Source organism: Pseudomonas sp., from assembly GCF_050739655.1.
In the GTDB taxonomy this organism is placed as follows: Bacteria; Pseudomonadota; Gammaproteobacteria; order Pseudomonadales; family Pseudomonadaceae; genus Aquipseudomonas.
The window spans coordinates 1-3,199 of sequence record NZ_JBOIBY010000233.1 but is presented as its reverse complement, the minus strand read 5'-3'; the positions used below and the strand labels follow the sequence as shown (position 1 = coordinate 3,199).

Genomic DNA, 3,199 nt, shown 5'->3' with positions numbered 1-3,199 from the left:
GGGTCACCAGTTGCTCGTCCGGGGTTGCCGCCTTCCAGCGTCGCTGCGCCTTGAGCGTCTTCTCATGCTCCTTGTTGAGATCGTCACTCAACTTGTTGATGCGCTGATCTTTGGCATCTGCATTGGCCCGGGTCTCGCGCAGTGCCAAGCGCAGTTGGCTGGCGCTCATGCGCTCGACGTCATCCAGCGTGATCCCAGCCACCGACTCGCCAGATTCCAGCGCTTCCAGATCGTCGTCGTCCAGGATCGCCAGTTCCAGTACCTTCGCCTGGGTGCCGGCCGCTTTCAAAAGCGACATCGTGTCGCTTTTGGAGAACTTCAGCGCGATCCCCATCAGGCGCTGTGCCGCGCGCGGGTGCAGCTGGCGTCCGGCGCACTGCTCATAGAAGTCACCGTGGGGCGTCTGCTCTTTGATCAGCAGCAAGCCTCGGCCCATCTCCAGGATGTCCTCGATCGACCTGCGCTGCCGGTACTCGACCATGCTCCACAGCGATTCGGTATCCAGGGCGCCGGCATAGCCGATGCTGGTGGCCAGCGCCTTGATCTGGCCCTCGGCCTGGGCCAGCACCTGAAGCTCCTGGTGCCGCTCGACCAGCTTGTCTGAGTCGATCTGCGGGCCGACTACTTCGGCCGCTGCAACGGGCTTGGCGCCGCGCTTGCTGGGTTGCTTCTCTGTCATGTCGATCCTCGTCATCAGTTGGGGCTACGGCTGTAGCGATTGCGGAAGTCATCCAGCGCCCGCTCTTCGCGGCTGACCTCGGTCTGGTGCGCCAAGGCGATCTGGACGATTCGCGGGGAAAGACGCCAGTTGTCCTGGTCGTGGGGCGAGCGCTCGGCCAGGCCGTCTTCAGCCAGGCGCTGCAGGTTGCGCAGCGTGGTGCTGGGCGATTCACTGATCCCGTCGGCAATTTGTTTCAGCCGCAGACCATTGCGGCTGTGGCCGGACAGGGCGAACAACAGACGGGCGAAGATGCTCTGCTCGCTCATGCGGCCGCTCCCTGCTGGCGGCGAGCCAGCTCCTTCCTGACGCGCTCGAAGCGGCGCTCGGCGGCGTTGACGGCACCTGCCCAAGGCAGGGTGTCGGAAAGGGGAGCGTCGGAGCTTGCGACCTTCCGCCAGTTGGCCGCCGCGGTGTTGTACTGGTCGCGCGCCGAGGCGAGCAACAGCTCCAGTTCGCGGATGGACAACGTGTCCAGGGACTGGCCGGGGGTGTTCATGCCGCCTCCTTCAGGCCCGCCGCCTTCAGGATGCTGGCGCGGATGGCGCGGCCCTTGGGGCCAGCCCAAGTTCCGTAGATCGCTTGGCGCGCGGCGCTGGGGTTGATGCCGCGCTGGCGGCACCAGGCGGCCAGCGTCGTGTTCTTGAGCAGGAGGGCAGCACGGACCTTGATCATCAAGTCGTGCCCGGGAGGCAAAGGCTGAACCATGTCGTATCCTTGCGGTGACGTTTAAACCGGACGGGATAAGATTGGTGCAGAAATCTGCACCTGTCAATAGGCATGAGTGAGGAAATCATCACCATAGGCGCGCGCCTTCGCGACGAGCGGGGGCGCCTAGGGCTCAGCCAGACCTCCCTAGGGGAGATCGTTGGTGCGTCAAAGCGCACGGTTATTGATTGGGAAAAGGGCGCCACATCGCCAACTGCGGCCCAGTTGGCGGTATTTGCCTCAGTTGGAGCTGATGCGCTCTACATCCTTACCGGGCAACGCGCCGGCGGGATTTCTATCCAACCTCCGACATCAGCGTTAAGCCGTCGTGAATCGGCCCTCCTAGACAACTATCGAAACAGTCCGGAGGACGCCAAGGCGGCATTGGACAAGACGAGCGCTGCGTTCGCGCAACCAGCGCAGCTAGGAAAGTCAAGCGCGCGGAGGATTGCTCGATAGCCTGCGCAGTGAATCGATGAAGAGTTGCAAGTAGTCCGTTGCTTAGATCACAAATGGAGAAAAATCATGAGGAAGCTATATCTGATCGTCGCCGTGCTGCTGCTCTTAACGGGAGCCAAGGCATCCATCGGCAATGATTTCAACGCCCAATATTTGCCAAAGCTGGAGATTGGAAAAACCACTCTTCAGGAGGCGATCAGTCTATTGGGTACACCGCCTGCTCAATCGAACGTGGGGGTGAGCGGGGCTACGGGGTATACATGGCAACGAGTTGATTCGAAGGTCGGATTTTGGTCAGGGAAAGTTGCTGTTTCGTCAAAGCAGGTCGTTTTGGTTTTTAGCCCTGACGGGACGTTCCAAAGGATCTTTCAGATGAAGGGATTTCAGCTAGACCCAGAAGCGCATGAGCGGCTTTTTGTTCGGCCAGCAGCCGAACACAGGGCAATCTTGAATAGCAGTCAGCCTTCGTTTTAGTGAACAGCACCTTCCTCACCGCCCTAATTGCAGCTGGCGCCGCACTGCTTGGCTCAGCCGTCGCGCAGTTCGGGCCGCTGCTCCAGCAATGGCTTTCCAGGCGTCATGAGCGGCGCGCCTTGCTGCGGCAGCGGTACGAGCAAATAGCCAATTTGGCTTCGGATCTTCCCATTCTTCTTGCGCGTGTAGTTGAAGCCGCAGGTCAAGACGGAGCTCGTCCGGCAGGATCGGAGCTGGCGCAAGCCGCCACGCAAATGCAGACACTTGCGTTGTTGTATTTCCCGGAATTGAAGGCGACAACGGCGGAGCTGCAGCGTTCCGCCATTGAGATGGAGGCCGCATTCTTCCAGCCCCATGCTGAAGTCGCCAGGGCTGCGCTTGAACCTTTCCTTCAGGCCAAGCGTGCGGCTTCCCAGGCGATCGAACAGCATGCCGAGCGCTACGCTCGGCGCTAGTCGAATTGCCCTTTCAGGGCGCTAGAGCGATTCCGGCTGGGCGATGGCCCGCGTCGCCCACATGAGCCCGGTCTGCAGCTCCGTCCTGGCGATAGCCAAGGCGCGCTTGTCGATGCCCAGGATGTCGCCCAATGCGTCGAGCAGGCGGCCGATTTCGGTCCCTTTGTCCTTGATCGCGTTGATGCCGTCGATCTCCGCTTGGGCGAGTTCCCGATAACCTTTGATCTTGCGGTGCTGGTTGTCCATGACACCTCCAGATTGAAGGCCCACTCTCCCGCGCGCGCGGGGAGAATTCCTCGAAACCAGTTTCAAAGACGCTGCCCTAACGGATAGGGAGACTGGCGCCATCGATTTGTTGCGCCCGGTGGTGCAACGGGCCGGCGGC

General features: G+C 61.2%; 7 protein-coding genes and 1 pseudogene. 3 read left to right on the top strand and 5 right to left on the bottom strand.

The window, feature by feature from the left end:
* From ACRESJ_RS11675 to ACRESJ_RS11660, 4 genes and pseudogenes are all read right to left on the bottom strand, one after another.
* Window positions 1-679 (bottom strand): annotated as a pseudogene (locus ACRESJ_RS11675) (hypothetical protein); the annotation flags it as partial.
* A 14-nt stretch (window positions 680-693) separates the two neighbouring features.
* Complete coding sequence (locus ACRESJ_RS11670; protein ID WP_431758026.1) at window positions 694-987, bottom strand: helix-turn-helix domain-containing protein; 294 nt, start codon at window positions 985-987, stop codon at window positions 694-696.
* Complete coding sequence (locus tag ACRESJ_RS11665; RefSeq protein ID WP_431758025.1) at window positions 984-1,217, bottom strand: hypothetical protein; 234 nt, start codon at window positions 1,215-1,217, stop codon at window positions 984-986. The genes ACRESJ_RS11670 and ACRESJ_RS11665 overlap by 4 nt, the downstream gene beginning before the upstream one ends.
* Complete coding sequence (locus ACRESJ_RS11660) at window positions 1,214-1,426, bottom strand: hypothetical protein (protein ID WP_431758024.1); 213 nt, start codon at window positions 1,424-1,426, stop codon at window positions 1,214-1,216. The genes ACRESJ_RS11665 and ACRESJ_RS11660 overlap by 4 nt, the downstream gene beginning before the upstream one ends.
* A gap of 72 nt (window positions 1,427-1,498) precedes the next feature.
* On the opposite strand from ACRESJ_RS11660, the gene ACRESJ_RS11655 reads away from it, so the two are divergent.
* The 3 genes from ACRESJ_RS11655 (at window position 1,499) to ACRESJ_RS11645 (ending at window position 2,814) form a co-directional block, all read left to right on the top strand.
* Window positions 1,499-1,885: a helix-turn-helix domain-containing protein gene (locus ACRESJ_RS11655; RefSeq protein WP_431758023.1), complete on the top strand. Its 387-nt coding sequence runs from the start codon at window positions 1,499-1,501 to the stop codon at window positions 1,883-1,885.
* Window positions 1,886-1,951: 66 nt separating this feature from the next.
* Window positions 1,952-2,359 (top strand): hypothetical protein, encoded by a 408-nt coding sequence (locus tag ACRESJ_RS11650; protein ID WP_431758022.1) that lies wholly within the window; start codon window positions 1,952-1,954, stop codon window positions 2,357-2,359.
* Complete coding sequence (locus ACRESJ_RS11645; RefSeq protein ID WP_431758021.1) at window positions 2,359-2,814, top strand: hypothetical protein; 456 nt, start codon at window positions 2,359-2,361, stop codon at window positions 2,812-2,814. Before ACRESJ_RS11650 ends, ACRESJ_RS11645 begins: the two co-directional genes overlap by 1 nt.
* A gap of 21 nt (window positions 2,815-2,835) precedes the next feature.
* Here the strand turns inward: ACRESJ_RS11645 and ACRESJ_RS11640 are convergent, their stop codons facing one another.
* Window positions 2,836-3,060, bottom strand: coding sequence for a DUF7681 family protein (locus ACRESJ_RS11640; protein WP_431758020.1), 225 nt, complete (start codon window positions 3,058-3,060; stop codon window positions 2,836-2,838).
* Between the last annotated feature and the right edge of the window lie 139 nt (window positions 3,061-3,199).